We start from the raw sequence: 24541 nt of genomic DNA on the forward strand, positions 1-24541 counted from the left end.
ATAAAAATTAATTATATATAATGAATTATAATCAAAATAAACTTAATTTATAAAAAATATTCATGAAAAATATTTTTGACTTATTTAAACTGAAAAAAAATATTGTAGTTTTATTAGGCAATAAAGGCATTTTTCTTAGTGCTTTTCTTGGCGATAAAATATTAGATAAATTATTTATTCCTTATAAGGAAGAAGAGCAAATTGATTTAAGCTTATATAAGAATTTTTTTAATAAATTTTCCAAAAGCGATATTTACTTTTTACTTGATAACACTGAATGCAAGATGCGTCATGATCAGTTGCCAGTATTGCAATCTATAGTCAAGATAGATCCTATTGAACAATTTATTGCAGGGTATTTTGAAAAAGAAGATATTATAGCTCATTGTGTTTATGAGGTTACTTCTCAACCAAGCGAGATTTGGTCGCTTTTAATTATGTCATCTCCTTTAAGCGATATAGTTTCATGCGTAATAGAAAATAGATTGTTTAATTTTAAAGGAATGTATTTTTTAACGCTAGAACTACAAGTTATTATCAATAAAATAGTTCAAAATGTAGAAAATAATAAATTTGCAAATTATTTTCAAATTTGTGCTTTTGCAACACAAGCTAGCGGTATAAAGTTCATTATCAAACATAAAAATAATATAATCACCATTAGAAATTTTGAATATCAATTTGATAAGACAGCTAGCTATGTTCAAGGTATTATAGAACAGGAAATTAATGACTGCTTTATATTATTTAAAAACTATATCAATAATCTCAATAAAGAAGTTTGCATTATTCTTATAGTAGATGAAGAATTAAAATCTTTATTAGAGCCTATAAGCTTTGAAGATTATCGTGTAATCCTTGTTCCAGTTGATAACATATTAAACGAACCAAATTTAGAGAATACTCGACTTATAGATACAAATATCAGTAAATTACTTATCAAACATAAAAATTTTCCTGCTTCTAATAGTTATCTAAAATCAATAAAAAAGCTAACTATTATAAGAAGCTTAACATTTAAATTATCTGCTGCATTACTTGCAATACTAATAATTACTGCTGGTGTTATGAAATATCGTACAGATATAAATTATAAAGACACTAACTTTATTAATGAAAAATATTATGCCACAAATCAAGAATATGATAATATAAAATATAAATATCCATATATTAAAAATACTACTAGCCTTGCTGACTTATACGTAATAGACAAATTACTGGAAGCACCAGTACCATTACCATTTGAACTACTTGAAAAACTTATTATTACCCTTAATCCATCTTTTAAAGTAAAAGAAATAAAATGGGAATTAACAAATATAGATAATATTTTACTGGTTTCAAAAAGACACTTATTAATTAAACTATTGCTTAATTATAATACTCAAGGTATCTCGGTAGATGAGTCAATCAAAATGCTTAATGATCATATGACAAGCGTAAAAAATAAATTACCTCATTTGTATATAGATTACGTTATATATAAGGATAAAATAATTGATATATCAAATAGAGTAGAAATCCCTTTATTTGTTAGTATCATTGACGAAAAAACTTAAATTATTTAAGGTAAAGAGATGTTTCAAAAATATATTGTGTATTTAAAGAATCTTATATTCTTTCAATTTATTATATATTTTTTCTTTATTTCATTAACTGTTTGGGTAATAAAAAGTTTACAGCAAGAATATGCACAATCAATTCTTGATAAACAATTAGCTCAAGAAAGTTTAACTGAAGAAGTATTAAAGCTTTATTCCGTGCAAAATTCTAAAGAAGAAATTTTAGAATCCTATAAGAAATATGTCGATTTAAGTTTACCAAATAAAGTAACCTGCTTAAATTATCAAGAATTAATTCCTAAAATAAAAGGTTTGAGCAATAAATATAATCTACTAGAACCTATAGATATATCAATAAACTCAGTCTTTTTTAAAAATAATATTCCGGCAAACGAAAATGAAAATATTCGTGTAAATAATTATAGTATAAATATAAAATATGCAGCTGTGGATTTTATAACTTTCCTAAAAATATTTCATGAAATCTATTCTTATATGCCGCCTAACACGCTTATATCATTTGTAAGAGTACGAAATGAAGAAGTATTAACACCTAAAAATATTTACAAACTTTCAGTAGCTCACCCTCCTAACCTTATTTATGCCAAATTAATATTATATATACGAGAATTATCTTCAACATGAATAATATAGATACTACTTTATTTAAAAAAGACATTATTAATAATTTTATTAATAACCTTACCGAAATTACCTGCTCAACTCTTGCAAATATGCTTGCTATAGATTATGCGGTAAGACTTAATTCAAAACCTGAAGCTAAAAAATATATAAATGTATGTATTTCAAGGCTTAAAAATCACTTAAGGCTACGTGTTATTAATGATGATAGTTTTTCTCTAGCTCTAAAATTATTTGTAATTCTGATTACTCCAGAAGATGAGAATAATCAAAATATTTCTGAACAATCACAGGATATCGTAGCAGAAAATCTAGTAGAAATGTATTTTGGAGCTGAAAAAATAAGTAGCGAAGAAAAATTAAAAATAAAAAACGTGTTTAAAGTTCTTTTAAAAGAAAAGAATTTCGACGAAATAATTAATTATGCACAATCGCACGTAAAATTATTCCGTATGTCTTTAAGATATGGCATAAATAAGTATAAGACTCCCAACGAAATAAGTGTTTATATACAACAAGAATTTAGTAAAGTATTAGAAATATCTTCAGAACTTACAAGAAGAAGTAATCTATTTAAACAAACTACCGGGAAAATTGCCGGTGCTGCTTGTGCCCTTTTAGTCGGAGCGATTAGCGTTGCAACAGCAGGAGCAGCTTTTTCTATTGTAGTTTTGCCTGTTTCAATTTTTGCCGTGAAATATGCCCCTAAAATTGGTGAAAAAATTGGAGAACTAATTTTAAATAACGATAAAGCGATAAAACTGGAGCAGAATAATATTAATCAGATTATAGCGAAAATATCCAATAATAATGAAAATTTATTATCTCAAGAAAAAAGACAAAATATTCAAAAAAGCATAATAACAACACCAACTAAATTAAACGTCAAATTAGATAAGAAACTAGGACATGAAAAACATAGATAAAATAAATTAATCAGTTAAATATAATATTTCAAAACGTTTCTTATCAGCAAGCGACTGAGCTTTAGGAACTTCCGGATACTCCAGTAATAATGGCAAAAACAAGCTGCCTCCAATCACAATACGACTATTTTCGTTTTTAGGACGCAATCCCCATATATTTTGATAGGTCATAGCCATTAAGGTACTTTCTTTATTATGAACGTTGGGATAATTACCTATATATAAAAATACATGTCCTTCAATATGTATTATAGTAAGAAAAGGTTTTCCATTTTTAATTAGATAAGATAATCTTTCTAACGGAGTGGCAGCACTCATATCAACTGCATAAAAATTTTCCTTAATAAATTCTGCCTGAGCACCTGAGTTTCTAGGTAGCCATATACCAAAAGGTGTAAAAAGATTTTTTAATTCTGCAGAACAATCATTATAAAAATACATATTTCCCCAACCATAAGGTCTACCTATTAAACTACTCATAAGGTTTGCCATATTATGCTGAGTAAAGCTTAAAGGCATAACTTCAACATTTTCATTAGGTACTGATACATGTTTAATAATAGCTCGATTATTTTCTACTACTGGTATCATTAATTTTTTATTTGAGGTATCTTTACTATCTACTATAGGAAATACCGATCCTATATAAGCAGTAAATAAAGACCTGCCATTTAAATCTATAATATTTGTATTTGTTTGAGTAATCGCACCAAGCTTTAATTTAGCTGCTTTTTGCCAATTATCTATAAACCTGCTTGATGCTTTAGCGATGCCCCTACTTTCTACCCAAGTTAAAAACGATGAAGGGGCTATTACTAAAGACCAATTTTTATCCATAGTAGTTCCAACTACATATAGAGGTGTTCCTGCCCAAATAGCAGTTTCTTGAAGATTGTCGAAAGGATATCCTTGTCCAGCAATTTTATTGCTGTAAAAATGTACATCATTTGTTGGCAATGCTCTAGCATGTAAATTATCAATAGCTATAGCTCTATTATTAGGGTTATAATCTAAATTAGCGAATTGAGCTATATTCATATTATAAGTAATTTGATCAGCCCAAGCAGGTGAGTAAGGACGATAATTTTCAGCATAACCTATATCATTTTCTGCTTTTTTACCTCTATTGCTATATTTACTCACTATTTCTTCTTGTATAGATACTATATCTTCCGGAGAAGTTTTATGCAGAACTAAATTAACAAAATTTTGATCCCACGGAGATAATTTACCATATTTATACTCATAAAATAATTTAAAATGTCTCTGCTGCGTATCTACAGCTAATAATGGAGTATTATAATTAGGATCATTAGGATTTAACCAAGTAGAAACGTTTTGGTCGTATTTTTCTAAAGGGAATAACGTTAAAACTTCTTTGCCTTGAGACAAATTTTTATTATTAATTGAATTACAGCTCATTAATAAGCAAGAGGCTACTATTGATAAAATAATATATTTTTGCATTAAGATTAACCAATAAATAAAAGCTAAATAATAATTATCAGATTTATTAATGCAAGTAATATTTGAAAGCTACTTTTAATCATCTTTAAAGCATAATTATTATTTAATCTTTTTTAAAACTCATCTAAGATATATTTTTACTTGAGAATATAAAATATTCACCTTATTATCCTGTTAATATTAATATAATAGTTTTAAATGAAAAAAGTAGTAATATCAGGCATGGTAGGCAATGCCTTAGAGTGGTATGATTATGCATTATATGCCCAATTTGCTTATATTATAGGTCAGCATTTTTTCCCTGATTCTGAAATGCGTGATACTCTAACTTTTGCAGTATTTGCTGCAGGTTTTATAGTACGTCCTTTAGGAGGTATCATTTTTGGTAATATCGGTGATAGATTCGGTAGACGTATTGCTTTAGTAGTCAGCATTATAACTATGGCAGTGCCAACTGCTGGAATAGGTTTACTCCCAGGATATAAAACTATTGGGATTGCTGCACCTATTATTCTAACTATTATAAGACTAATTCAAGGATTTTCCTTAGGCGGTGAATTTAGCGGCTGTATTTCTTATATAGTTGAGCATGCTTCATTTGAGCAAAGAGGGCTTGCGGGTAGTGCCTCATTCGTTAGTATGTGCGGGGGCATGCTACTTGGGCTTATAACCGCTGCTGGTTTTTCGTATTTTATGCCGGCTGATATGTTATTTGAATGGGGATGGAGAATACCTTTTATTGCTGGATTATTCATTAGTTCGGTAGGTTTATATATTAGGAAGAATCTATCAGAAAGCCCTATATATAAGAAAGCTAAAGAGAGCGGTAGGCTAGCACGTTTTCCTCTACGGGAAACCTTAACAAAATACCCAAAAGAGCTAATCGTAGCACTTGGACTTTATATTACTGTAACTGCACCTTTTTATACTTCGACGGTTTTTATCGGCAATTTTATGCAAACTCTTGGATATACTAACCAACAAAGCGTTATTGTAAGTAGCGTAATATTAGTTGTTATGATGGTAGTGTTTCCAATATCGGCTTATATTTCAGATAGAGTAGGGCGTCGTCCTGTACTAATATGCGGTATTATTTTACTAATTCTATTAGTTTATCCTATTTTCATTTGCCTTGGATCAATGAATTTTGCTTTAGCAATCATCTCACAAATATTATTTGCCGGAATTATTGCTGTTTATATGGGACCTATACCGACAGTGCTAGTAGAAATATTCCCAACTAGCGTAAGGTTTACCGGTGTTGCACTTTCATATAACCTTGCTGCTGCTATATTTGGCGGTACTGCTCCGATGGTAGCAATGTTATTAATGAAAATGACCGGCGACAATTACGCAATCTCATATTATTTAATTGCACTTGCTTTAGTATCCTCTATAATCCTGAGATTTTATAAAGAGACATATAAAAAGAATTTGGTGAATTAATATGAGTGAGGTTTTTGAAGTACCTGGCGGTGAAGAGAAAGTATTATTACATACTTGTTGTGGTCCTTGCGTTGGTCCTTTAATGGAAAAAATGATGAGTAGCGGTATTAATTTTACGCTATTTTTTTATAACCCTAATATTCATCCTAAGCAAGAATATGAATTGCGTAAGAATGAAAATATACGTTTTGCCGAAAAGCATAATATCGAATTTATTGATGCTGACTATGATCCGCAAAACTGGTTTAAACGTGCTAAAGGCTTAGAGTTTGAGCCAGAAAGAGGCAAACGCTGCTCTATGTGCTTTGATATGCGTTTTGAGCGTACGGCTTTATACGCTCATGAAAATGGGTTTAAAGTCATTAGTAGCTCGCTTGGTATTTCCAGATGGAAAGACATGAACCAGATTAATGAATCGGGAGTTAAAGCAGCATCACATTATGAGGGTATAACTTACTGGACTTATAATTGGCGTAAAGACGGCGGAGCAAGTCGTATGTATGAAATTGCTAAAGAGGAGCATTTTTATAAGCAAGAATTTTGCGGCTGCACACCATCGCTTCGTGATACTAATAAATGGCGAGTAGCTAACGGTCGCCCGAAGATCGAGATTGGTAAAGAGTATTATTAGGTGTCATTACGAAGATGGTTTGTTCCTTGGCATCCCACAGATCGGCTTTGTTGCACGACTCGAAAAACGTCCATGTTGTCATACCGTGGCTTGACCACGGGGTAACAAGGGGAAATGATCCACGCAGGCAAACCACTACGGTATGACAAAGGAAACCGATTGACTTTTTTGTTTGAAGTAGTTAAAGCTATTTTGGGGTGTCGAAACCTTTTGTAGTATGGTGGATGCATCAGCCATAAAATGGTGCAATCCTTGTTGTTTGTATTTTTTATTATTTCTGGATCCCATGATCAAATCTATAATACCGGACTATCGGACAGTTTTTATTCTATGTCATTCTTGCGGAAGCAGGAATCCAGCATAAAGCGAGATACTTAAGCTTTTAATTTTAAAAGCTTGCTGCTTTTATGTTTATTTTTCTAGATTCCTGCTTCTGCGGGAACGACATATAAGGTCACCTATACCTGAATAAAATATAACATTTTTTTAAAACTAACTATCTGGCACTATAGACTTGGTTACGGGATGACGAGTAGATAATTATATATAGTAAGAGGTGAAACTGTCCCAAAATTCAGGTGTATTGCCTATATCAGAAACATGCACATTATCTTCTATATTTTGACTCGTACCAGCAAAATATTCGCAAATATTTTTTGCTAAAGGAGCTATTACCTCTAACGCATAATTAAAACCATATACAACTGTATTATAAAAACTATTACTACTTTTTACAGGTAATGTGTCTTCTATCATCGTAAAAATGTCTATACTTTCTAATAAATCTTCTATCATCATTAGTGGCTCTATACTTGTACTTGTAAAATTTTGTTCTTTATTTTTCATAAAAATTCCTTTAATATAAGTTAATTAATTATTAGTAAAGGCATTATACATAGTTTCAATGTTCATGTCAATATATATTATTAACAAATTAATAACTATTTAATAATCTGCTTTTATGAAATAAAGACCGCAAGCAGGGGCGGTAGGACCGGCAGCTTTTCTATCTGCTGCCTCTAAAACTTGCTGCATTTGTTCAGCTTGCCAAATATTTTTACCGACTAATACTAGGCTACCGACTATATTACGCACCATGTGATGTAAAAAAGAGGGGGCAGAAAAATATAATTTTATTTCCTCATTTTCCTTTATAATATCAAGATTTGTTAAGGTTTTGATGGGAGATTTTGATTGACAAGAGCTAGCTCTAAATGAAGTAAAGTTATGTTTACCTAAAAGATATAAGCTACTTTTTTGCATAGCTGAAATATCTAACGGCACACTAATCCACCAAACACGATCAAAATCAATTACTGATGGGTAGGGTCTATTAAGAATTCTATATACATAATGACGTGCTATTGCGGAAAAACGTGCATGGAAATTATTGTCTACCAATTCACAATTACACACTCCTACTATATATGGTCTTGTAAAATAATTAATGGCTCTGATAATTTTATAAGGTTCAAAATATTTTGAGAGATCAAAGTGTGCTATTTGACATATTGCATGAACTCCAGCATCAGTTCTACCTGATCCGAATAATGTTACTTGCTCACCAGAAAATTTATAGATCGCTTCTTCTAATATCTGCTGTACCGACATTACTCCCGATTGTCTTTGCCAACCCGCAAGATTCGTGCCTAGATACTCAACACTAATTTTATATCGATACATAGTTTTACAATTATCATGCGGTGGTGAGATCTACTCGTTGCATGGCTTCTATGTCATTCCCACAAAGTATTGCCCGCATGGATCAATTTCCCCTCTGTCATCCCGCGGCGGCGTTGCCCGCGTGGATCGAGAGTCGTCATTGCGAGGAGCGAAGCGACGTGGCAATCTCAGGAAATAATGATGAGATTGCTTCGTCAAAACTTACAGTTTTTCCTCGCAATGACGAGAAAATGATCTACGCAACAATGCCTCCCCACGAAAGCGGGAATGACATACAGGACATTTTCCAAGCTATACAACAACCTAGCAACTAGATAACAGTTTAGATTTAAGCCTCTAACAAATCAGAAGGGTTACCATCACCACGTTTTCCACCGCTTCTAAAGCTATTAAGCTTTTTGGATCTGATAGGATGTTGTAACTTTCTTAAGGCTTTTGACTCAATTTGTCTTATACGTTCTCTAGTTACTTTAAATTGCTGCCCTACTTCTTCAAGCGTATGATCAGTATTCATACCTATTCCAAAACGCATTCTAAGCACCCTTTCTTCACGAGGCGTAAGGGTTGCAAGCACTCTAGTTGTAACTTCACGTAAATTTGATTGAATTGCCGCATCAATCGGTGCTACTGCGTTTTTATCTTCAATAAAATCACCTAAATAACTATTATCATCACCATCCCCTACCGGATTTTCAAGGCTAATCGGCTCTTTAGCTATTTTCATAACTTTTCTTACCTTATCAATCGGCATAGAAAGTCTTGCTGCTATTTCTGCTGGAGTTGGTTCATAACCAAGCTCATTAAGCATTTGTCTTGAAGTTCTGATTATCTTATTAATTGTTTCGATCATATGCACAGGAATACGTATAGTTCTTGCTTGATCGGCAATCGCTCTTGTTATTGCTTGTCTAATCCACCAAGTTGCATAAGTAGAAAATTTATAACCACGGCGATATTCAAATTTATCAACCGCTTTCATAAGTCCTATGTTACCTTCTTGAATTAAGTCTAAGAATTGTAAGCCTCTATTAGCATATTTTTTAGCAATAGATATTACTAAGCGTAAATTCGCCTCTATCATATCTTTTTTCGCTTGCAACGTTTGTCGCTCACTTTTTTGGATAGTATTTACTAACTTTTTAAAATCATTAACTAGAAGACCGGTATTAATCTCTATCGCTGATAATTCAGCAATCATCTGATCTATATAATCCGATTCTTTAGTGAGCAATTCTTTCCAACCAGCTTTCTTATTTTTCAGCATTTTTTCTTTCCATGCTGCATTAATTACGGCTCCTATATATTCATCTAAGAAGTTCTGACGAGTTATTCCGTATTTTTCAGCAAGCTTTAAGAAGGCTGTTTCTTTATTTATTAAATCACGATTTATCCCATACATTTCAGATAAAATTTCTTCTGTTCTTTTAGAATTAAAATGTATTTCTGAAACTTCGCTAATTAATAGTTCTAAATTATCATTATATTTTTTACTATTTTGTAATATTTTTGGATCAGCAGACTTTTCAAAAGATTTTTTAGTTTCAATTAATAATTCCTCACAAATAAAAGCGATTTTTTTCATCCGCTCTATAATATTAGGCAATATCTGTGTTTCTACTTTAGACATTGATAAGATATTTTCTTCATGATCGTGATCGTGATCCTGCTCTTCTTCTTCATGATCACTATTATGATCGTCTTCACTTTCCGAATTCTCATCATCATGCATCATATTAGATTCTAGATCTATGAGATCACGCAGTAACATATTATTCTCATTAACTAAATCCGCATACCACTTTCTAAACTTATCCATAGCAATAGGACTTCTACATAATGCAGCGATCAATGTTTTGCGACCTTCTTCAATTCTTTTTGCTATTTCAACTTCGTTTTCACGAGTAAGTAGATCAATCCCTCCCATATCTTTCAGGTAAAGCCTTACCGGATCATCGGTAGTACCTATATTTTCTTCCTCTGTTTCATCTTCAGGTTCATGATCAATATTGGTGGATATTTTAAAACCTTCTTCCATTCCCATGTCATCAATCTTAATTGCGTCATCCTCGTTAGTATCTAAAATATCTACTTCCGCCTCGGAAAATCTAAACATAACTTTATCTATCTCTTCTACAGATGTCCCATCAGGAAGAGCTCTATTTATATCATTATAAGTAACCGAACCTTTTTTAGATTTAGCTTTTTTTAGTAAACTATCTATTTTATTTAGATTATTATTATCTGTATTTGTCATTAAATACCTATGGAATTAAGCTGATTAAGTTATAATAATATTTTATTGTGAAACCGCCATAAATCACGATTTCTACAGTTTGTTATTATCAATAATATGATTAATAAAAGATTCATTTAAGTCTTGTAATTCACTTGCAATCTTTAAGATTTCTTTTTTATAAAACAAAACTTTCTCATAATCATCAATGTTAGTTATAACATATTCTTTTGTAATATGTGCATATTCTTGCTGTAAATTTAATAGATAATATCTTTTGTATAACCATTGCCATAATAAATCTAAGCGAACATTATCTTTATTAAATGCTATATCTAAGAATAAGTTGTCTGCTTCTGATAATAATAAAAAAATATCAAAAAAGCTAGTTTTTTCCACAATTGCGGCAATTTCACCTGCCTCTACAGCATTATCAATAATCTCACTTAAGTACCAATTACGGAATTCTTCAAGTAGTTTATTACTAAAATTTAAATTTAATATAAATTCTTTAATTTCGAATTCTTGTAATATTTGCGGGAATTTTATTAATAAAGCACAAAAAGCATGCTCTAATATTTCAAGCTCTGAATAACCGCTACTAAGAGGCAGCAAGTTTACATTTTTAGCTACAGTCTTTTGCTGTTTTGTAACTAAATTTTGCCATATTTGATCTTTAAAAAACCTATAATAGCTAGCTCTTAAATTACTATCAGATATTTTACTGCAATAATCTTTTAAATTCTTTTCTAAATTAGCTTTATCTTCTGCTGTTTTAAAATTTTTACCAGCATATTCTATTTGCCAAATCATTTCCGATAAGCTTATCCTTGTATCTATAAGCTTTGTAAAAAAATCCGCACCATTTTTATTTACTGCATCATCAGGGTCTAGCCCGCTAAGTAGCCTAATAAAAGAAATTTTCTTTTCACTATTAATAAGCGGCAAAGCTAAATTAATTGTCCTAACGCTTGCCTTTATTCCAGCATTATCTCCATCAAGACATAATATAATTTCATCTCCTGCTCGCCATAATTTGTGCAAATGATTTTCAGTAACACTAGTGCCAAGGCTTGCTACTGCTTCACTAAATCCTGCTTGATGCAGAGAAATAACATCGAAATAACCTTCTACTAAAATCGAGTAATTTTTTTTATAGCTACTGCTTATGGCTTTATGCTCACCATAAAGAGTTTCGCTTTTTTGGAATACTACAGTTTCCGGCGAATTCAAATATTTAGGTAGACCTTGCCCAATTACTCTACCCCCAAAGCCTACTATTTTATTGTAAATATTTCTGATAGGAATAGTTATGCGATTTGAAAATAAGCTATATATTTCGCCATCTTCTCTTTTTCCTATAAGACCTGCTTTTCCAAGTTGCACATTTGTTATATTTTTATCATGAAAAAATTTCTCAAATTTGTTACCTCTAGGTGCAAAACCGATTGAAAATTCCTTTATTGTCTCATTAGTAATATTTCTTTCATTTAGATAGTTTAATATTTCAGGTGTTAATTGTGATTTAAAAAACTTATTGGCAAGTTCAAGAATATTTAAAATCTCGTCTGATTCTTCATAAAACTCTTTTTGCTTCTGGGTTAATTTTGGTATTTCTATACCATAATCGGTAGCTAATTTTATAGCAGAATCGCTATAAGATAAACCGCTAACATTGGAGGTAAATTTTATAACGTCACCTGATGCCTTACAACCAAAACAATAAAAAAATCTTTTACTATCACTAACTGTAAAAGATGGGGTTTTCTCTTGATGGAAAGGGCATAAACCTACATAATTACCGGATTTTCTAGTTAAAACTACCTTTTGACGCACTACATCGGATATGTTAATACGATTTCTTAAAACTTCATAAAATTCCGGTGCAAGCTTCATGTTTTAAATAATATAAGAAAGGATAGCTGTAGAAAAACAATAAGTAAGCGGAATTGATAAATTATCATTAACTTTCAAATCCTTTGAATAAAATTCAATTGCTGTAGTTGCTATAGAACTTATAATAATAATAATAAAACTAGTATTAAATCCTAAGTAAAAATACACTAATATACTTATAAAAATTGCGGATAGCAAGAATGCTGTAGAGCCTGCAAAAGACTTACCATTATTTAAACTATTGCCTATTTTTGTACCAACAAGAGCTGCTAGACAGTCAGAAACAATTAAAATCAGCCAGGAACAAATTGCCAAATTTTTAGGAAAAAGAAGAGCTGTTAAGAAAAAACCAAGCATCATAAAGCTAGAGCCACTTAAGGCAAAAGAGCCATTACTTTCATCTGCTCTCATAATTTTTGTAAAAAACTTAGTTACAAACTCACTAATTTTAATGCTACTATGACGTGATATATCTAAATACAAAGTCGCAGCAGTTACTATAAATAATAGTATAGTAATAGAGGTTCTTGAGATAAGTATATATATTAAAGGTAGTATTATAGCAGATAAATGAAAAGCTTTACGCTTTTTTTCAAAATCAAAATCTTCAATGTTCATGAGGTTAATAATTTATTTTTAGGTATACGAAAGATAATAAAGATGATATAATATCATACTAAAATTACCAATTTTACACAATAACAATATGATGGCAAAATGATGGCAAAATTTCCTATCACTGACCAAGGCTTTGAAAAATTAGAACATGAGCTTAAGCATTTAAAACATGTAGAGCGTAAAAAAGTTAGCGAAGATATAGCAGAAGCACGAGCACATGGCGATTTATCCGAAAATGCTGAATATGAAGCTGCACGTGAAAAACAAGCATTCGTAGAAGCTCGTATTAAACATCTGGAAGATATAACAGCAAGAGCAGAAATTATAAATGTTGCTAAATTGTCAGGTGATAGAATAAAATTTGGTGCTACTGTCGTGTTAATAGATGACGAAACTGAAGAAGAAGTTATGTATCATATCGTTGGTGAATATGAAGCTGATATAACTAAGAAAAGAGTTTCTATTGCATCTCCTATAGCGAAAGCTTTAATTGGCAAATCAGTAGGTGATATTGTGGAAGTTATGACCCCTGGCGGCGTTAAATCCTACGAAGTTGTAACAATAAAATATGAAGAATTAGTATTTTAATTGTTTTAGATATGTCTTATTCTGGATCAGAAATTTGTCTAAGGTTATGCTTACGAAAAAAAGATTACTCTGATCCACCCAACAAATCTCATATCATATCAAAATTAAAATCTTTTTTTAAAGTAGCTATACATCCAAAATTACATTATTTTTCTTGCTATTGCTTTTTGGTTTGAATAGTATAACTTGTGGTTGTTATAACCACAACTAATATACTATAAAAATAAAAAGGAAAATATATATGAAATATAAATGTGGTACTACATGTCCTCCTGTTAATGGTATTCCCTGTATTGTAATATGCCCTCCTTCTTCATATAGCTATGATTTCTCTCTTCCTAAGGATTTTAATATAAAAGCTCCAGCACCAAGCATTAGAAGTTCTAGTAATTGGGCAAGTGCAGGGCATACAACTAATAATTCTAACTATACTCCTTCAATACCAGCCCCGTTTATATCAAGTTTACCTAAATACGCCGTGAGTACTAACGCTTCAGAAAATAACTCTCCAAAAAATACTAGGCTAACTTCAAAACCTCAGTTCCAATCTCTATTGGAAAAAATTAACAATCCTCAACATGGAAGATTAGTACCTGAAAAAGTAATAAATCTCAGTAATAACAATTTGCAAAATGGTGATATACTTTTATTAGTTCAAAAGTTACAATATCAAGCGTTGAATTTAGATTTATTAGATTTTAGTAAAAATCAAATCAGTTTTACAGGGGTAGAAAATATATTATATTCTTTCCATTTTGATGCTCCTAATGGTAGATATATTGTAACTATGAATTTATCTAACAATATTATCGGTGATGATGGTGCAGAGTACATAGCTACCTCCCTTAAATGGGGAAGATATCCTCATTTAAAAGCTCTCGATGTTTCTGGTAATCAGATTACTCCTGCCGGTCATGGATACATTGCTCAGGCTTTAAAGGCTGTGAATCAGACAATAGCAGTTACGCTTGTTAAGTCAAAAGAAGTCTCTAAGGCAATTTTAAAAGAAACTATGAAGGGTATGTTGTATATAGCTAAAAATAATGGAATTACTACGAATGAAATGCTCACCAATGATCAAACTGTAGAGTATTGTAAGAAAGGAGGCATTAATGTCTTGAAAAATATTATATGGGGTGGAATTACATGCAATACTAAATTAGGCAGAGCAGTAGATTTAGCTGAATTAGATATGGGTACCATAATGAAAGATGTTGTAGTACAAATAGCTAATCCTTTGAAAAAGCCTTATGCTTTTGTTTGTACGACAGAAGAAATAATTTTTAGTGTGAGAGATGAGGATTTTGCCAATTGTTTAATTGGCGTTAATAATCTATTAGAGGAATAATGATAAAAATTTTTATTAACAGTATAACTAAAAAAATATTTAATTTTAAAGGTAGATCTAATATAAAAGAATACTTTATTTTTATATTTTTTGAGATAATTATTGTTGGAGCTTTACTATTAGCTGAAAGAAAATATGGGAGAACAGATTTTCTAACTTTAATAGCTGGAATAGTCCTAATTGTATACTTATTTGCAAATACATCTTTGACAGTACGAAGATTACATGATTGTAATTTATCAGGGTTTTGGTTTTTGCTGGGTATTATTTTTTCCCCTCTTATAGGGCTGTTGCTTTTATTTATTAAGGGTACATCTGGCTCAAATCGTTATGGTAAGCCTCCTATGGATTGAAAAATTTGAGACAAAAAAACAGGTAAGTTATGCTTTATGAGTAGAATAATGTCAGTTGTTTAGTTGGTGTTAATAACTTACTTAATGAGTAATATTAATGTTTCATTTATTTATTAGATGTTTTACAAAAAAATACTTTCAATTTAAAGGCAGAGCTAGTAGAAAAGAATATTTATCTTTTTTAATTTTTAATCATTTGGTGGTACTCCTACTAAAGATTTTAATTAAAATTACAGCCTTAAAAATTACAGCAATTTTTTTAGGTGCTTATTTATTAGCTTCTCTTTCCCCTTTCATATTAGTAGCAGTTAGAAGAATGCATGATATTAATTTAAGTGGTTGGTGGGGTTTACTATTAACTATAATCATTATTGTATTGAGACTGATACCTGATAAAAACAATATAGTTTCAATTTTATCTATAATAGTACTTATTATAGTTATATTCATTATATGTAAAAAAGGTACTTCTGGCTCAAATCGTTATGGTAAGCCTCCTATGGATTGAAAAATTTGAGACAAAAAAACAGGTAAGTTATGCTTTATGAGTAGAATAATGTCAGTTGTTTAGTTGGTGTTAATAATTTACTTAATGAGTAATATTAATGTTTCATTTATTTATTAGATGTTTTACAAAAAAATACTTTCAATTTAAAGGCAGAGCTAATAGGAGAGAATATTTATCTTTTTTAATTTTTGATTTTTCTATAGTGTTCTTACTCATGATTTTAATTAAAATTACATTATCAAATATTTTTATTATAGTATTAACTATTTATGGCTTAGTATCTTTCTTTCCTAGCATATCAGTAATAGTTAGAAGGTTACATGATTTCAATATAAGTTGGTGGAGTTATTTTTTCTTTTATTGTGTCAGTATGATTATAATAATTTATCTTATGATACAAGATGGATCTATCCGAAGAGGAGTGGAAATGTCAACAACAACATCTATTTTCTCTTGGTTAATATCGATATTTCAATGGTTAGTGTTATTATGTATTAAGGGTACTTCTGGTTCTAATCATTATGGTAAGCCTCCTATTAATTAAATAGTTCTGTACTTTAAATAGTTATTTGATTAATATTACCTGTTATTAAAGCTTTCTTAAAAATGGAATTCATTACTATACCAACTCCTATAGATTATCAAGATAGCTTAATGTTAATGGAAGATTATGTTAACAAAGTTATTGATGGTGAAGCACCGGAAGCAGTCTATCTAGTTGAGCATTTAGATGTATATACTGCCGGCACTAATTATAAGCAGGAAGAATTATTAAACCATAATAATATTCCTGTTATTTATATTGGTCGTGGCGGTAAGTTTACCTTTCACGGAGCTGGACAGCGTGTTATTTACCCTATCCTTAATTTAGCCTTACCGAATCGTACAAAAGACTTAAAGCTATATGTAAGAATGCTTGAAGAATGGATTATAAATAGTCTAGATATTTTTGGAATAAAAGCATATATTATAAAAAATAAAGTAGGTATTTGGGTAAAAACAAATGATGATATTCCATCAAAAATTGCTGCGATAGGAGTGAGAGTACGGAAATGGGTTACATATCATGGCATAGCCATAAATATTTCAACAGACTTAAGCAAGTTCAACGGAATTATTCCTTGTGGTCTTGAAAATTCTTTAGTAACATCTCTAAATCAACTAGGAGTTTATATTGAAATGACTGAATTTGATAAAATTCTTCAAGCTGAATTTATTAAAATATTCAAATGATACGAAAAATTGCCCTTACAATTTTAACAATATTTGCTATTTGGGCTAGCGGTTTTGTTTATTATTTATATCTGGTAAACTCTTATAAACCAAGTAGTAATACTGCTAATGCAATAATAGTATTCGCTGGCGGAGGACACAAAATTGAAACCGGAATTGCTTTACTAAAAGCTGGATATGCACCTATATTATTTATTACCGTTTATTACCAGCATTGAAACTTCCGATCAGCTAAAAAATCTACTAAAAGAAAATAACGTTCTAGAACAGCAAGTGATACTTGCTCCAAATAAAATAATGTCGGAAGACGATTATATTAAGAAAGCCTCAGATTTTATTTTAAAGTATAATATTACTTCTGTGCGTTTAGTAGCTTATAATTACGATATACCCTCTATAGTGAACAACCTTACAACAGCTATCTCATCTTCTAATAATAATATTTATATAGCTCCATATCCTGTTATTGCTAAACAACAAAACTATATGACGTTAATTAAACACTACAATAATTATTTATTAAGTTTATAAATCGCTTATCTACTCTTTATTAGATATATACTTATAATAGAAAATCTTATATAATGCTTTCCTATTAGTTACAAGATGGCATTATGTCTGATAAAATAAAGCATGATAAGTTTTTCCAAAAGGCTTTATTCTTGCCTACTACTTTGGCATTGTTGCGTAGTTCGAAAAACGTGTTCGGTGTCATACCGTGGCGGCATTGTTGCATAGATCGGAAAACGCCCTCGGTGTCATGCCGTGGCTCGACCACGGCGTCCAGTAGTTTAAATTAAAAAGGCATTTTAAAACCTGGTGGCAAACTCATACCGCTTAAAGCACCTGACATAGAATTTTGTGAATCTGCATCACATTTCTGTTTTGCATCATTAAAGGCGACTTTAATTAAATCTTCTAACATCTCTTTTTCTTCTGCTTTTAGCAGGGATGCATCTATTGAAACCTTTTCGACTTCACCTTTGCCGGTTGCTATGATCTCTACAAGCCCACCTCCTGCTTTACCAGTATATCTAGTATTTGCCATTTGCTCTTGTGCTTCTTGCATTTTTTTCTGCATTGTTTGAGCTTGTTTTAAAAATTGATTAAAGTTTACCATAATTTTATCCTTTAATTTTTAAGTAGAATATCCATAATTTTTGCATCAGGAAAGTGTTTTTTTATTAAACTAAAACCATCACCTGACTCAATTTTATCTGTTAATTGAATTTTTAGAGTCGTTTGTTGCTGCTCTTTCAATATTATAATTTCGATTTTTTCATTACTAAAAGCAAACAATAAATTTTCTATTTGTTTCTTTATTTTGCTTGTTATCTCAGAACTCACAATTTCTAATTTATTATCATAAAAATTTTTAAGCTCTATGCTATTTAATAAGAAATAATATATTTCTATTTCATTATTTTCATAAAGATACTTAAGAAAATCTACAATTTCAAATTTTTTTTTTATTTCTTCAGTAGATGGCTGTTTTAAATCTCTATTATCACTCGGTGAATCATCCAATGGTAACGAGGCTGAATATATTGATTTTATAATCAACATTTCAGTTTCAATAAGTTGATTATAGGAAATTTTGATTTCCGCTACCCCTTTACTATATATTTGCCATAAAATTGATAAATGCGGGAAACTAATTTTACTCAAAATATTTTTAATTCTATCATTAAATGACTCATATAACGGCATGCTATAGCTAGGCAACATTTTTACTTTACTAAGATAAGCTATAAATTCTGATACTGATTCTATAAATGTTTCAAGATTAACTGAAGAAGAATAAAGCTTATTTATTAGAGAAATACTATTTGCGATATCTCTATTAACTATATACTCACTAAATTCTAGTATAACATTATTGTCGACAAGCCCAAGCATCTGATTAATCGCTTGTCTTGTAATCATACTATCAGATTTAGCGGATAAACTAGCTGCCTGATCTAGAATAGATACCGCATCACGAGCAGAACCATCTGATTTATAAGCTATTACTCTTAAAGCTTCTATATCTGTTTTTAGACTTTCTTCTTTAACTATATACTCAAGTAGCTTAAAAATTTCTTCAAAGCTAAGACGTTTTAAATCATATCTTTGGCATCTTGAAATAATCGTTGCTGGGATTTTCTGCACTTCGGTTGTTGCAAAAATAAATATCACATGTGGAGGCGGCTCCTCTAAAGTCTTAAGAAGTGCATTAAAAGCACCTTTAGAAAGCATATGCACTTCATCAATAATAAATATTTTATACTTTCCTTGCAGCGGCTTATACTCAGCTGACTCTATAATTCTGCGTATATCATCAACGCTAGTTTTACTTGCTGCATCGATTTCAATTATGTCAGAGTGGTTATGGTTGTTGAAACTAACGCAATTTACACATTGCTCACACGTCTTAATATCATTACCTTGAGTAATTAAAGCAGAGCAGTTTACCGCTTTAGCAATAATACGAGCGGATGTAGTTTTACCGACTCCCCTAATACCTGTTAAAAGATACCCACCAGCTAGGCGATTATTCAGGATAGTATAACTTAAGACTTTTACAAGTACCTCTTGCCCATGCAGCTCAGCAAAGCTACTTGGACGATATTTCCTAGCAAAAGGGATATATTGATTATTTGAATTTATATCGGTCACGATTTAAATTTTAGAAATTATCGTCATTGCAAGCGACTGCAAGGAGCGTGGCAATCTCAGGAATTTTATACTCCTGCTTTACGAGATTGCTTCGTCAATTACTTCGTAATTTTCTCGCAATGACGGAAAACTGTTACTAGTAGTGACCCAGCGAATCCTACTCTGGCTGCTTCCTCTCGGACCTGACCAACTAAATAAGCACGATGCCCACTACTAGCATAATTAACATAACCTTTTTAGCTAGAAGAAACAACATATTTTTTTTCTATTTCTGATTTTGTTAACCTATTAGGTGGACCAAATATTTCAGGATTTTTTAACTTAAATAAATCTTCATCAAATTTTTGTACTTTGACTATATTATCAAATTTAATGGTTACTACATTAGTATCCTCAAATATTTTAAGCAACTCAATTTGTTTATTAGCTTTATTTAAAGTAATTTCACTATGTCGTTCTGTTACTTTGTGATAAATATTAATCCTTGGGAACTCTTTTTCATTAACAAATGATTCAACTACAAAATCTTTGTCGAAATTTTCATTATCCTCAAGTAAAAAATTAAATATATTTTCATCCCTAGCAATACGGCTTACTTGCTCCATATCATAATCATACATTGATACAAAATTTTTAGTACCTACTATAATTATAGGGAAAGGAGGGTAATAATTACATCTGAAGTTATAAGGCTTACTGATCAATAATTTTCCTTGAGTTATATTACCTTTAGAATCTTCTTGTGTAAAATCTACTGCAATCGATTTCATCGTACTCAAATATGTTTTTAGCTCTAAAATAGCCGCTTTATCATCTGATCCAAATGCCGCAATCGAATTTGTAAAAATATAAACGATAATTAAAAAAAATATCTTTTTCATTTTCATTGTTTTATATTGTAAATTATGTTTAAAATACCTTAGTTATATACTTAAAACAAATAGTATTTATGAAAATTGTTGCCTTAAGAGAAAAAGTAAAGCACGAAACACGAGTTGCTATAACGCCTGAAGTAGCTAGCCTTTTGGTTAAAAAAGGCTTTGCCGTTACTGTCGAGAAAGATATAGGGGTTTATGCTGGCTTTCTTGATAAAGAATATATAGCAGTAGGTGCTAAAATATCGGCTGTACCACTCGAAATTATTTCTGATGCTGATATTATATTAAAGGTTCAACCATCGCCTGTTAGCGATAAATATAGCGAGCTTGAATTTGCCAAAAAAGGGGCTGTTATTATCGGGCTTCTATCGCCTTATTTGAATCACGAATATATCAAAGCAGCAGCTAAAAAAAATCTTACTAGCTTTGCAATGGAATTAGTACCAAGAATTACCAAAGCTCAAAATATGGATGCTCTATCTTCACAAAGTAACCTAGTAGGATATAGAGCGGTAATTGAAGCGAGCTATCATTATACCAAAGCTTTTCCAATGATGATGACAGCAGCAGGCACTGTTTCACCTTGTAAAACTCTAATACTTGGTATCGGTGTTGCAGGGCTACAAGCAATTGCAACAGCAAAAAGACTTGGTAGCGTCGTTGCAGGATACGATGTAAGATCTGCAACAAAGGAACAAGTAGAGAGTTTAGGGGCTAAATTTGTTTCGCCAAAACTGCAAGAGGATCTACAAGATAAATCAGGTTATGCTGGGGAAAGCTCTGAAAGCTATAAAGTCAAGCAAGAAGAGTTTTTAGCAAAAATCATTAAAAACTATGATATAGTTATTACTACTGCACAAATTCCTGGAAAAAAAGCACCTTTGCTTGTTACAGACAAAATGCTAAAATCAATGAAGCATGGATCGATTATTGTTGATATAGCAACCGCAACGGGTGGAAATGTTGAAGGCTCGGAACTCGATAAAATCATTACTAAACATGGCGTTACTATAATAGGCTTATCAAACCTTGCTGCTAAAATTGCAACTGATAGCTCAAAATTATATTCTAAGAATTTATATAATTTTTTAAATTATGCACTCCAAGACGGCAAACTTAATATGGATGATGAGTTAGTGCAGTCTATGTTGGTTACTAAGGATGGCAAAATTGTGAACGAGAAGTTTGGGTAAATAGGCTTTATCTGTGTCATCCCGTGGCTTGACCACGGGATCCAGCATAAAGCGAGATAAATCGAGCTTTTTTTATTTGTATTTTTTATTATTTTACTGGACCACGTGGGCAATGCCTCCACGGGATGACACAGTAAGCTTAACTCACGACGTTAAACAACATTTTAAGAGAAAAAATATGAATCAATTACCAATAATAGCTAAGCAAGCTAGTGAAATTGCCCAAAATACCCAAGAACTATCAGATAAATTAAAAGATTTAGTGATAGATGGCAGCTTGCAAGTTGCAGCTTCTACTATTGATCCTTTAGTGTTTGCTGTAACAGTTTTTGTACTAGCTTCTTTTGTAGGCTATTATGTAGTATGGAAAGTAACTCCAGCATTACACACTCCACTTATGTCAATCACTAACGCTATTTCAGGTATTATAGTGTTAAGTTCTATGATAGCAGCAAGTAGTAGTGCTTTTGGTTTTTCTGGCTTGCTAGGGATTTTTGCAACGCTGCTTGCATCTATCAATATCTTTGGCGGATTCATAGTCACAAAAAGAATGCTAGAGATGTTTAAAAAGAAATCTTAATTGATTTTTCATTTTGTTTTACGATCAAATAACCCAGTCATAGAGTAAGCTAGTACGCTGAAAATGCAAATATATAAAATAGGGAATAGGGTAAAATTATATTTTTTTATTACCAATAGACATACATAATTAGCAGTACCAGACATTAGCATCGAGCCTATAGTATGCCCAAAACTTATGACACGATAACGCTCTCTAACTGCAAAAGATTTAATAACCACGCTATGAGCAAGAGCATTAAACGGAGCAACTGAAGCAGCTAGCATTAAGCTAGCAAAAAGCCCCAAATTAGTCATTTGATACTCTACCGCTATCGTAAAAATTATACTTGCTATAATGGTAGATATGAGGGCAGTTTTTAATACTATATTAACACGAATACGATCGGCAATAAATCCGGCGATTGGCATAAAAACAGCAAAGCATAATACTACTAATACCGAAAAGGAACTCATTATAACGCCGGTTGCAGGCAGCACAAGCGGTAAATATTGCTTCATGAAAATGATCGCAATTTGATATGTTGCCCCAAAACCTCCTGCTAAAAATATGAGAGGCAAAATATTCTTCCATTGTTTTCTGATCAAAACATTAAATTTTTGAATAGAATTATTATTACCAGCCTTTTTAAATTCAGGGGTTTCATCGAATTTCTGACGATAATAAAGAGTTACAAGCCCTAATGGTACGCTTAATAAAAATGGAATACGCCAACTCCAATCAGGAAAGATATGTGCATTAAAGAAGTTAGTTACCCCAATTCCCGATAATAATCCAATAACTCCTGTACATCTAGTGATAGCTGAAGCGGTAAATTGGTATTTTGGATCTAAATGTTCAATAACGTAAATTGCAGCACCATCATACTCACCTGCAATAAATATGCCTTGCATAAAACGGCATAAAACAAGGATTATCGTACTCCAAACTCCAAGGGTAGAGTAGTCAGGTAATAACCCTATTATTAAGGTAGGGATTATAATGCCAATAATCGTGAAACTAAGAGCTTTTTTTCTGCCATATTTATCACCTATACGCCCAAATATATAAGCTCCAAGAGGCTTTGACAGATATGCAACAGCATATACAGCAAAAACATTTACAAGTTTTGTTAATTGATCCGTAGCAGGGGAGAAGAATTTTTCAGCAATAATTGCAGCAGAAAATCCGTATAGGCTATAGTCGTAATATTCAATGATGGTACCTAAAAAAGCACCAAGCACTTTATTAGCAGATTTTTTTTGTTTCATTTTAGAGGTGTAATGTTATTTTCGGTGTCATCCCATGGCAACTTCACTTCTGTCATCCCGTGATTTATTCACGGGATCTAGTAAAAGAATACGAATATTAAAAGCTCGATTTCTCGCTTTATGCTGGATCCCGTGGTCAAGCCACGGGATGACAAATGACCGCTTTAGTCGTTACTTAAAATCCTTCAAAGACCTTTATGTAAAGGTGGACTTCATATATCTAAACTTAAATGAGTATTAGACAGGGACGATGTCCTAAAGTTAGTGGTAGTCCTAGGCTAATATTAAGCTCACGAACCAAGCAGCCAAACGTTAATATATCACTTTTCCATCTTGCGTGCAAGGTTTTCTAGATAACCTGCTATAGTGGATACGGTTTCTGCAAATTTTTCTTCGTCTTGGGAATTTTTTTGAAGACTATTGGTCTCAATCTTATTAGCAAGATGTGTTATTTCGGATTGAGCATTAAGTAGGGCTATAACAAGCAACAAATCAAATGATGCAGCAGGATTTACTGCTTTGATTTCGCTTATTTTTTCATTTAATTTATTTGCTAAAAATAATAATTTTTCCTCTTCACCACTATTACAATATAATTGAAAGTTTTTATTATTTAATGTTATCGTAACAATTGCCATAATTATTTTTGTAATTTTTTTATTTCTTCAAGTTCATTAACATAAATGTTAATCTGATCTAATATTCTTACATAATCATTTCTTAGTTGATTATTTTCATTTTGTAATCTATGGATCTCATATTGATTATTTGCAAGCACATTTAATAGATTATCAAGCCTATACTCTACTTGTTGCATTAAGCTCATTAATATTTCATTATTCATT

General features: G+C 31.3%; 25 protein-coding genes, 1 other RNA gene and 1 pseudogene. 14 read left to right on the forward strand and 13 right to left on the reverse strand.

Going from position 1 to position 24541, the window contains the following annotated elements; all coding sequences use genetic code 11:
- The first annotated feature begins 62 nt into the window (after nt 1-62).
- Genes AAGD49_RS07190 through AAGD49_RS07200 form a run of 3 tightly spaced genes read left to right on the forward strand, consistent with a single transcriptional unit; the run spans nt 63 to nt 3133 of the window.
- Nucleotides 63-1562: a hypothetical protein gene (locus tag AAGD49_RS07190; protein ID WP_341788545.1), complete on the forward strand. Its 1500-nt coding sequence runs from the start codon at nt 63-65 to the stop codon at nt 1560-1562.
- An 18-nt stretch (nt 1563-1580) separates the two neighbouring features.
- Nucleotides 1581-2210 carry a hypothetical protein gene (locus tag AAGD49_RS07195; protein ID WP_341788546.1) on the forward strand — a complete coding sequence of 210 codons (630 nt, stop codon included), beginning with the start codon at nt 1581-1583 and terminating at the stop codon, nt 2208-2210.
- Nucleotides 2207-3133 (forward strand): RP853 family protein, encoded by a 927-nt coding sequence (locus AAGD49_RS07200; RefSeq protein ID WP_410525912.1) that lies wholly within the window; start codon nt 2207-2209, stop codon nt 3131-3133. The genes AAGD49_RS07195 and AAGD49_RS07200 overlap by 4 nt, the downstream gene beginning before the upstream one ends.
- 6 nt (nt 3134-3139) lie before the next feature.
- Here AAGD49_RS07200 and AAGD49_RS07205 read toward each other — a convergent pair whose 3' ends face one another.
- A complete protein-coding gene (locus AAGD49_RS07205; RefSeq protein ID WP_341788547.1) occupies nt 3140-4600 on the reverse strand; it encodes an SH3 domain-containing protein in 1461 nt (486 codons plus the stop codon).
- Nucleotides 4601-4798: 198 nt separating this feature from the next.
- Here AAGD49_RS07205 and AAGD49_RS07210 point away from each other — a divergent pair, with 198 nt between their 5' ends.
- Entirely contained in the window at nt 4799-6046 is a 1248-nt protein-coding gene (locus AAGD49_RS07210; RefSeq protein ID WP_341788548.1) for a metabolite/H+ symporter, read from the forward strand.
- Nucleotide 6047: 1 nt separating this feature from the next.
- A complete protein-coding gene (locus AAGD49_RS07215; protein ID WP_341788549.1) occupies nt 6048-6677 on the forward strand; it encodes an epoxyqueuosine reductase QueH in 630 nt (209 codons plus the stop codon).
- A gap of 540 nt (nt 6678-7217) precedes the next feature.
- Here AAGD49_RS07215 and AAGD49_RS07220 read toward each other — a convergent pair.
- The 5 genes from AAGD49_RS07220 to AAGD49_RS07240 form a co-directional block, all read right to left on the reverse strand.
- Nucleotides 7218-7523, reverse strand: coding sequence for a hypothetical protein (locus AAGD49_RS07220; protein WP_341788550.1), 306 nt, complete (start codon nt 7521-7523; stop codon nt 7218-7220).
- 99 nt (nt 7524-7622) lie between these two features.
- On the reverse strand, nt 7623-8360 hold the full coding sequence (truA, locus tag AAGD49_RS07225; protein WP_341788551.1) for a tRNA pseudouridine(38-40) synthase TruA: 738 nt from the start codon (nt 8358-8360) through the stop codon (nt 7623-7625).
- Nucleotides 8361-8688: 328 nt separating this feature from the next.
- Nucleotides 8689-10614 (reverse strand): RNA polymerase sigma factor RpoD, encoded by a 1926-nt coding sequence (rpoD, locus tag AAGD49_RS07230; protein WP_341788552.1) that lies wholly within the window; start codon nt 10612-10614, stop codon nt 8689-8691.
- Nucleotides 10615-10686: 72 nt separating this feature from the next.
- Nucleotides 10687-12489: a DNA primase gene (gene dnaG / locus AAGD49_RS07235; RefSeq protein ID WP_341788553.1), complete on the reverse strand. Its 1803-nt coding sequence runs from the start codon at nt 12487-12489 to the stop codon at nt 10687-10689.
- 3 nt (nt 12490-12492) lie between these two features.
- Nucleotides 12493-13107 (reverse strand): diacylglycerol/polyprenol kinase family protein, encoded by a 615-nt coding sequence (locus AAGD49_RS07240; protein WP_341788554.1) that lies wholly within the window; start codon nt 13105-13107, stop codon nt 12493-12495.
- Between the two features lie 99 nt (nt 13108-13206).
- Here AAGD49_RS07240 and greA point away from each other — a divergent pair, with 99 nt between their 5' ends.
- The 7 genes and pseudogenes from greA (at nt 13207) to AAGD49_RS07275 (ending at nt 17668) form a co-directional block, all read left to right on the forward strand.
- A complete protein-coding gene (greA, locus tag AAGD49_RS07245; RefSeq protein ID WP_341788555.1) occupies nt 13207-13695 on the forward strand; it encodes a transcription elongation factor GreA in 489 nt (162 codons plus the stop codon).
- A gap of 241 nt (nt 13696-13936) precedes the next feature.
- Nucleotides 13937-15043 carry a hypothetical protein gene (locus AAGD49_RS07250; RefSeq protein WP_341788556.1) on the forward strand — a complete coding sequence of 369 codons (1107 nt, stop codon included), beginning with the start codon at nt 13937-13939 and terminating at the stop codon, nt 15041-15043.
- Nucleotides 15043-15396, forward strand: coding sequence for a DUF805 domain-containing protein (locus AAGD49_RS07255; RefSeq protein WP_341788557.1), 354 nt, complete (start codon nt 15043-15045; stop codon nt 15394-15396). The genes AAGD49_RS07250 and AAGD49_RS07255 overlap by 1 nt, the downstream gene beginning before the upstream one ends.
- A 97-nt stretch (nt 15397-15493) precedes the next feature.
- Nucleotides 15494-15904, forward strand: a complete 411-nt coding sequence (locus AAGD49_RS07260; protein ID WP_341788558.1) for a DUF805 domain-containing protein — start codon at nt 15494-15496, stop codon at nt 15902-15904.
- Between the two features lie 97 nt (nt 15905-16001).
- Nucleotides 16002-16448, forward strand: coding sequence for a DUF805 domain-containing protein (locus tag AAGD49_RS07265; protein ID WP_341788559.1), 447 nt, complete (start codon nt 16002-16004; stop codon nt 16446-16448).
- A 62-nt stretch (nt 16449-16510) separates the two neighbouring features.
- The gene (gene lipB, locus AAGD49_RS07270) at nt 16511-17137 is read left to right on the forward strand and encodes a lipoyl(octanoyl) transferase LipB (RefSeq protein ID WP_341788560.1); all 627 of its coding nucleotides are present in this window, start codon (nt 16511-16513) and stop codon (nt 17135-17137) included.
- Nucleotides 17134-17668 (forward strand): annotated as a pseudogene (locus AAGD49_RS07275) (YdcF family protein). Before lipB ends, AAGD49_RS07275 begins: the two are co-directional and overlap by 4 nt.
- A 265-nt stretch (nt 17669-17933) precedes the next feature.
- On the opposite strand, the gene AAGD49_RS07280 reads toward AAGD49_RS07275, so the two are convergent.
- From AAGD49_RS07280 to AAGD49_RS07295, 4 genes are all read right to left on the reverse strand, one after another.
- Nucleotides 17934-18257 (reverse strand): YbaB/EbfC family nucleoid-associated protein, encoded by a 324-nt coding sequence (locus tag AAGD49_RS07280; RefSeq protein WP_016948420.1) that lies wholly within the window; start codon nt 18255-18257, stop codon nt 17934-17936.
- Nucleotides 18258-18268: 11 nt separating this feature from the next.
- Nucleotides 18269-19795: a DNA polymerase III subunit gamma/tau gene (gene dnaX / locus AAGD49_RS07285; RefSeq protein ID WP_341788561.1), complete on the reverse strand. Its 1527-nt coding sequence runs from the start codon at nt 19793-19795 to the stop codon at nt 18269-18271.
- A gap of 128 nt (nt 19796-19923) precedes the next feature.
- Nucleotides 19924-20017: signal recognition particle sRNA small type (gene ffs / locus AAGD49_RS07290), an RNA gene on the reverse strand.
- A gap of 14 nt (nt 20018-20031) precedes the next feature.
- Nucleotides 20032-20676 (reverse strand): outer-membrane lipoprotein carrier protein LolA, encoded by a 645-nt coding sequence (locus AAGD49_RS07295; RefSeq protein ID WP_341788562.1) that lies wholly within the window; start codon nt 20674-20676, stop codon nt 20032-20034.
- A 68-nt stretch (nt 20677-20744) separates the two neighbouring features.
- On the opposite strand from AAGD49_RS07295, the gene AAGD49_RS07300 reads away from it, so the two are divergent.
- Entirely contained in the window at nt 20745-21866 is a 1122-nt protein-coding gene (locus AAGD49_RS07300) for an NAD(P) transhydrogenase subunit alpha (protein WP_341788563.1), read from the forward strand.
- A 178-nt stretch (nt 21867-22044) separates the two neighbouring features.
- Nucleotides 22045-22446: an NAD(P) transhydrogenase subunit alpha gene (locus AAGD49_RS07305; RefSeq protein WP_341788564.1), complete on the forward strand. Its 402-nt coding sequence runs from the start codon at nt 22045-22047 to the stop codon at nt 22444-22446.
- Nucleotides 22447-22454: 8 nt separating this feature from the next.
- Here AAGD49_RS07305 and AAGD49_RS07310 read toward each other — a convergent pair whose 3' ends face one another.
- The 3 genes from AAGD49_RS07310 to AAGD49_RS07320 form a co-directional block, all read right to left on the reverse strand.
- Nucleotides 22455-23696 carry an MFS transporter gene (locus AAGD49_RS07310; protein WP_341788565.1) on the reverse strand — a complete coding sequence of 414 codons (1242 nt, stop codon included), beginning with the start codon at nt 23694-23696 and terminating at the stop codon, nt 22455-22457.
- 320 nt (nt 23697-24016) lie between these two features.
- Nucleotides 24017-24334 carry a cell division protein ZapA gene (locus AAGD49_RS07315; RefSeq protein WP_341788566.1) on the reverse strand — a complete coding sequence of 106 codons (318 nt, stop codon included), beginning with the start codon at nt 24332-24334 and terminating at the stop codon, nt 24017-24019.
- A gap of 2 nt (nt 24335-24336) precedes the next feature.
- The gene (locus tag AAGD49_RS07320) at nt 24337-24540 is read right to left on the reverse strand and encodes a hypothetical protein (protein WP_012151542.1); all 204 of its coding nucleotides are present in this window, start codon (nt 24538-24540) and stop codon (nt 24337-24339) included.
- Between the last annotated feature and the right edge of the window lies 1 nt (nt 24541).

It is taken from the genome of Rickettsia endosymbiont of Lasioglossum villosulum (assembly GCF_964026455.1).
In the GTDB taxonomy this organism is placed as follows: domain Bacteria; phylum Pseudomonadota; class Alphaproteobacteria; order Rickettsiales; family Rickettsiaceae; genus Rickettsia.

What these genes read in the sequence shown, in the direction of transcription:
- AAGD49_RS07220 (WP_341788550.1), bottom strand. Translation starts at nt 7,523, where the DNA reads ATGAAAAATAAAGAACAAAATTTTACAAGTACAAGTATAGAGCCACTA.
- AAGD49_RS07255 (WP_341788557.1), top strand. Translation starts at nt 15,043, where the DNA reads ATGATAAAAATTTTTATTAACAGTATAACTAAAAAAATATTTAATTTT.
- greA (WP_341788555.1), top strand. Translation starts at nt 13,207, where the DNA reads ATGATGGCAAAATTTCCTATCACTGACCAAGGCTTTGAAAAATTAGAA.
- AAGD49_RS07205 (WP_341788547.1), bottom strand. Translation starts at nt 4,600, where the DNA reads ATGCAAAAATATATTATTTTATCAATAGTAGCCTCTTGCTTATTAATG.
- rpoD (WP_341788552.1), bottom strand. Translation starts at nt 10,614, where the DNA reads ATGACAAATACAGATAATAATAATCTAAATAAAATAGATAGTTTACTA.
- AAGD49_RS07260 (WP_341788558.1), top strand. Translation starts at nt 15,494, where the DNA reads ATGTTTCATTTATTTATTAGATGTTTTACAAAAAAATACTTTCAATTT.
- AAGD49_RS07215 (WP_341788549.1), top strand. Translation starts at nt 6,048, where the DNA reads ATGAGTGAGGTTTTTGAAGTACCTGGCGGTGAAGAGAAAGTATTATTA.
- AAGD49_RS07320 (WP_012151542.1), bottom strand. Translation starts at nt 24,540, where the DNA reads ATGAATAATGAAATATTAATGAGCTTAATGCAACAAGTAGAGTATAGG.
- dnaG (WP_341788553.1), bottom strand. Translation starts at nt 12,489, where the DNA reads ATGAAGCTTGCACCGGAATTTTATGAAGTTTTAAGAAATCGTATTAAC.
- AAGD49_RS07265 (WP_341788559.1), top strand. Translation starts at nt 16,002, where the DNA reads ATGTTTCATTTATTTATTAGATGTTTTACAAAAAAATACTTTCAATTT.
- AAGD49_RS07240 (WP_341788554.1), bottom strand. Translation starts at nt 13,107, where the DNA reads ATGAACATTGAAGATTTTGATTTTGAAAAAAAGCGTAAAGCTTTTCAT.
- AAGD49_RS07300 (WP_341788563.1), top strand. Translation starts at nt 20,745, where the DNA reads ATGAAAATTGTTGCCTTAAGAGAAAAAGTAAAGCACGAAACACGAGTT.
- AAGD49_RS07280 (WP_016948420.1), bottom strand. Translation starts at nt 18,257, where the DNA reads ATGGTAAACTTTAATCAATTTTTAAAACAAGCTCAAACAATGCAGAAA.
- truA (WP_341788551.1), bottom strand. Translation starts at nt 8,360, where the DNA reads ATGTATCGATATAAAATTAGTGTTGAGTATCTAGGCACGAATCTTGCG.
- AAGD49_RS07250 (WP_341788556.1), top strand. Translation starts at nt 13,937, where the DNA reads ATGAAATATAAATGTGGTACTACATGTCCTCCTGTTAATGGTATTCCC.
- AAGD49_RS07305 (WP_341788564.1), top strand. Translation starts at nt 22,045, where the DNA reads ATGAATCAATTACCAATAATAGCTAAGCAAGCTAGTGAAATTGCCCAA.
- lipB (WP_341788560.1), top strand. Translation starts at nt 16,511, where the DNA reads ATGGAATTCATTACTATACCAACTCCTATAGATTATCAAGATAGCTTA.
- AAGD49_RS07190 (WP_341788545.1), top strand. Translation starts at nt 63, where the DNA reads ATGAAAAATATTTTTGACTTATTTAAACTGAAAAAAAATATTGTAGTT.
- AAGD49_RS07310 (WP_341788565.1), bottom strand. Translation starts at nt 23,696, where the DNA reads ATGAAACAAAAAAAATCTGCTAATAAAGTGCTTGGTGCTTTTTTAGGT.
- AAGD49_RS07200 (WP_410525912.1), top strand. Translation starts at nt 2,207, where the DNA reads ATGAATAATATAGATACTACTTTATTTAAAAAAGACATTATTAATAAT.
- AAGD49_RS07195 (WP_341788546.1), top strand. Translation starts at nt 1,581, where the DNA reads ATGTTTCAAAAATATATTGTGTATTTAAAGAATCTTATATTCTTTCAA.
- AAGD49_RS07210 (WP_341788548.1), top strand. Translation starts at nt 4,799, where the DNA reads ATGAAAAAAGTAGTAATATCAGGCATGGTAGGCAATGCCTTAGAGTGG.
- AAGD49_RS07315 (WP_341788566.1), bottom strand. Translation starts at nt 24,334, where the DNA reads ATGGCAATTGTTACGATAACATTAAATAATAAAAACTTTCAATTATAT.
- AAGD49_RS07295 (WP_341788562.1), bottom strand. Translation starts at nt 20,676, where the DNA reads ATGAAAAAGATATTTTTTTTAATTATCGTTTATATTTTTACAAATTCG.